Genomic DNA, 3,714 nt, shown 5'->3' on the forward strand with positions numbered 1-3,714 from the left:
TGATTGTACCTAATTCTAACATTAGAAAGAGATATTGTACACCACTATTGCCTATTGCCTAATTCACGATTACCTGATCAAACTTCCCTTCTTAATAATTGATAATTCCCTCATTGATAATTTTTCCGCTACATGATCCGGAATTAAATCGGGTAATTCTGTCAGTTACCCTGTCACCTTGTCTGTATTAACCGCAATGGCAAGATAGTTGACAGAAGAGAAACAAAAAAGTAACAAAATGGCAGAAGAAGGAGTTCAAAACGAAGAATTTAACCAGGAAGCTGATACACAAAACCAGGAAAATGGGAGTGGAGCAGCGAATGAGGAGCTTGAAAATGCTGACAATTCGTCAGAAAAATCCAATGGAACCTCAGCTGAAGAGCAAATTGCTGCCTTGAACGATAAATATTTACGACTGTATTCGGAATTTGACAATTACCGGAAGCGTACCAATAAAGAAAAGATCGAGTTGATTTCAACTGCAAGCGCAGGAGTCTTGAAAGAAATGCTGTCAGTGATGGACGATTTCGAGCGTGCAATCGCAAACAACGAAAATTCAGAAGATCTTACAGCTGTAAAAGATGGATTCAAATTGATCCACCACAAACTGAGAAATATTCTGGAAGCGAAAGGATTGAAGCAAATGGAAGCAAAACACCAGGCTTTTAATTCCGATTTGCACGAAGCAATTGCAAATGTTCCTGCACCATCCGAAGATTTGAAAGGAAAAATCATTGATGATGTAGAGAAAGGGTACTACCTGAACGACAAAGTGATTCGTTTTGCAAAAGTAGTGGTAGGAAATTAAGAAGTTTGGTTCGCGAGAAGTGATTTAACTATGGATAAAAGAGATTATTACGAAGTTCTTGGCATTTCAAAAGGTGCATCGGAAGCAGAAATAAAGAAAGCTTACCGCAAGATGGCCTTGAAATATCACCCCGATAAAAATCCGGGAGATGCTGAGGCGGAGGAAAAATTTAAGGAAGCTGCAGAAGCCTACGAAGTGCTTTCTGATGCAAACAAAAAAGCGCGTTACGATCAGTACGGTCATGCCGGACTAGGTGGAAATGCCGGATTTGGCGGCGGAATGAACATGGACGATATCTTCTCTCAATTCGGAGATATTTTCGGTGGAGCTTTTGGCGGTGGCGGAAGTTTTGGCGGTTCAAGAGGTGGTGGACAACGCGTTGTGCGTGGAACCAACCTGCGCGTTAAAATGAAACTGACTTTGGAAGAAGTGGCAGAAGGTGTTACGAAGAAAATCAAAGTCAATAAGCTGGTAAATGCAGAAGGCGTAACCTATAAAACCTGTGCAACCTGTAACGGTACGGGAAGAATTACGCGTGTTGCGCAAACGTTCCTGGGTGCGATGCAAACACAGTCTACCTGTAATACATGTCAGGGTGCTGGTAAAATGATCGATCAGAAACCGGCAGATGCAGACAATCAGGGATTGAAGCGTCAGGAAGAAGTGATTGAAATTGAAATTCCGGCAGGGGTAGAAGAAGGAATGCAGTTGAGTGTTTCCGGAAAAGGAAATGCAGGACCATTCAACGGAATCCCGGGAGATTTGATCGTTGTGATCGAAGAGCAGCCACACGAAGAATTGCGAAGAGACGGAGAAAATCTGCACTATGAAGCATTCGTAAATTTCGTGGATGCAGTTTTGGGAGAAACACTCGAAGTACCGACAGTAACCGGAAAAGCGAAAATCAAAATCGAACCGGGAACACAAAGCGGAAAAATGCTGCGTCTGAAAGGAAAAGGATTACCGGTTCTTCAGGGATACGGTCACGGAGATTTGTTCGTACACATCAATGTCTGGACACCGAAGAAAGTGAGTAAAGAAGAAAAAGAAATTTTGGAGAAATTACGGGCAAGTGAAAATTTCAAACCGAATCCGGGACAAAATGAACGCGGATTTTTTCAACGAATGAAAGATATGTTCCAATAAACGGAACCAACCATAGAAAGCCGGATAAAAGATTATCCGGCTTTTTTGATTTATACCATTCCTGGTAAAATCCCCGGAAAAATCAGATACTTTGCGCTCTTTGCTTCTCTGCGTTTAAATATTAAACTGCTTGAATAAAGCCTTATTCTTAACTGGGGTTCGATTGGGGGACAAATGTAAGTTTGTGATTACTTCTGCACTCCTCCGTGCCCCTCAGCGGGACAATAACCTCGAATTAACTTCTTTTCATTAGATTTACATAATGAGAAGATTTACAGATCCACTCGAACCCACTATTGGCATAAGGCACTACTTACTCGGTGTACTGGTCATTGTGTTCGGATTAGTCATTTTAAGTCCCTTTCTGATTGGATTGATCAAAACAGCACTTGCCCCTGCGGATTCTGGAATCGAAGAACTGAGCAAATACGTATCAAAAAACGCCTACTTCCTGGTAAACATGCTTCCGTTTGTAATCGGTCTCCTCTCCATTGCTTTTTGCGCAAAAGTCATCTTTCAACGCCCTTTGCGAACCTTTCTCACAGCCAGGGTACATTTTGATTTCAAACGCTTTTTCTTCTCCTTTGCTTTGTGGTCGGCATTGATGCTGGTTTCTTTCTTCCTCACATTTATAGATTACAACCATCACCTGGTTTGGAACTTTCAAAGCGATAAATTCTTTTACTTACTCATTATTGCAATCTTATTTGTACCGATCCAGACCGGTTTTGAAGAAATCTTCTTTCGCGGTTTTTTAGTACAGCTTTTTGGAAAAAGCACCCAGAAAGGAATTTACTTGGTTTTGATCAGTGGAGCACTTTTCGGCGCGTTGCATTTGATGAATCCTGAAATAGAAATTCTTGGATTCACCGCAGTGATTTTTTACATCGTATCCGGATTATTTACCACATTAATTGCTATTTTGGACGACGGAATAGAGCTGTCCTGGGGTTTTCATCTTGCAAATAATTTATTCGGGATCATCCTGGTAACGAACGAATGGCAGGTGCTTCGAACGGATGCCTTGTTTATGGATGTTTCTCCTCCGGCACTTGGATGGGATATGTATGTAACCATGTTCCTGCTTTATCCGTTAATGATTCTTGTTTTTTGGTTGGTTTACCGATGGAAAAACTGGAAAAAAGTACTTTTTAAGTCATAACGAATCATTTTTTGATTAGATGTTAGAAATTCACGAGCTTACAAAACGCTATGAGCGGAAAGCTGCAATTGATCAAATTTCCTTTAGTTTAAAAAAAGGAGAGATCTTCGGATTACTCGGGCCAAACGGAGCCGGTAAAACGACGCTGATCCGGATTATCAATAAAATCATCGAACCCGATTCGGGAACCATCCGTTTTAATGGCGATTTATTGCAGCAGAAACACCTGGCACATATTGGGTATCTGCCCGAAGAACGTGGTTTGTATAAACAAATGACGGTAGAAGCACATGCTCATTTCCTAGGAGCTTTGAGAGGAATGACCAAAACCGAGATCAATACGGCATTGGATTATTGGCTGAACAAGTTCAATTGTGCCGATTGGAGAAAGAAGCGCATCCAGGAATTGTCGAAAGGAATGGCGCAGAAAATTCAGTTTATTTGTGCGGTTTTGCATGAACCGGATTTGCTGATTCTCGATGAACCGTTTTCGGGCTTTGATCCGGTAAACGTTGAATTGATTAAGGCGGAACTGCAGGAAATGAAATTGAAAGGAAAAACAATCCTGATCTCGACACACAACATGAGAAGTGTGGAA

4 protein-coding genes are annotated in these 3,714 nt (G+C 41.4%); all 4 read left to right on the plus strand.

Annotated features, from left to right (window positions below; translation table 11 throughout):
- Positions 1-238 precede the first annotated feature (238 nt).
- Positions 239-808 (plus strand): nucleotide exchange factor GrpE, encoded by a 570-nt coding sequence (locus Q1V93_RS11225; protein ID WP_300664728.1) that lies wholly within the window; start codon positions 239-241, stop codon positions 806-808.
- Between the two features lie 30 nt (positions 809-838).
- Positions 839-1,954, plus strand: a complete 1,116-nt coding sequence (dnaJ, locus tag Q1V93_RS11230) for a molecular chaperone DnaJ (protein WP_300664730.1) — start codon at positions 839-841, stop codon at positions 1,952-1,954.
- A 262-nt stretch (positions 1,955-2,216) separates the two neighbouring features.
- Positions 2,217-3,116 (plus strand): CPBP family intramembrane glutamic endopeptidase, encoded by a 900-nt coding sequence (locus Q1V93_RS11235; RefSeq protein ID WP_300664732.1) that lies wholly within the window; start codon positions 2,217-2,219, stop codon positions 3,114-3,116.
- A 19-nt stretch (positions 3,117-3,135) separates the two neighbouring features.
- Positions 3,136-3,714: ATP-binding cassette domain-containing protein (locus Q1V93_RS11240; RefSeq protein WP_300664734.1), on the plus strand; the 579-nt coding region annotated here is incomplete at its 3' end.

The organism is Fluviicola sp. (genome assembly GCF_030151805.1).
Taxonomy (GTDB): Bacteria; Bacteroidota; Bacteroidia; order Flavobacteriales_D; family Crocinitomicaceae; genus Fluviicola.

Excerpts from the sequence above, each read along its gene's own strand:
- dnaJ (WP_300664730.1), top strand. The coding sequence starts at position 839 with ATGGATAAAAGAGATTATTACGAAGTTCTTGGCATTTCAAAAGGTGCA.
- Q1V93_RS11225 (WP_300664728.1), top strand. The coding sequence starts at position 239 with ATGGCAGAAGAAGGAGTTCAAAACGAAGAATTTAACCAGGAAGCTGAT.
- Q1V93_RS11235 (WP_300664732.1), top strand. The coding sequence starts at position 2,217 with ATGAGAAGATTTACAGATCCACTCGAACCCACTATTGGCATAAGGCAC.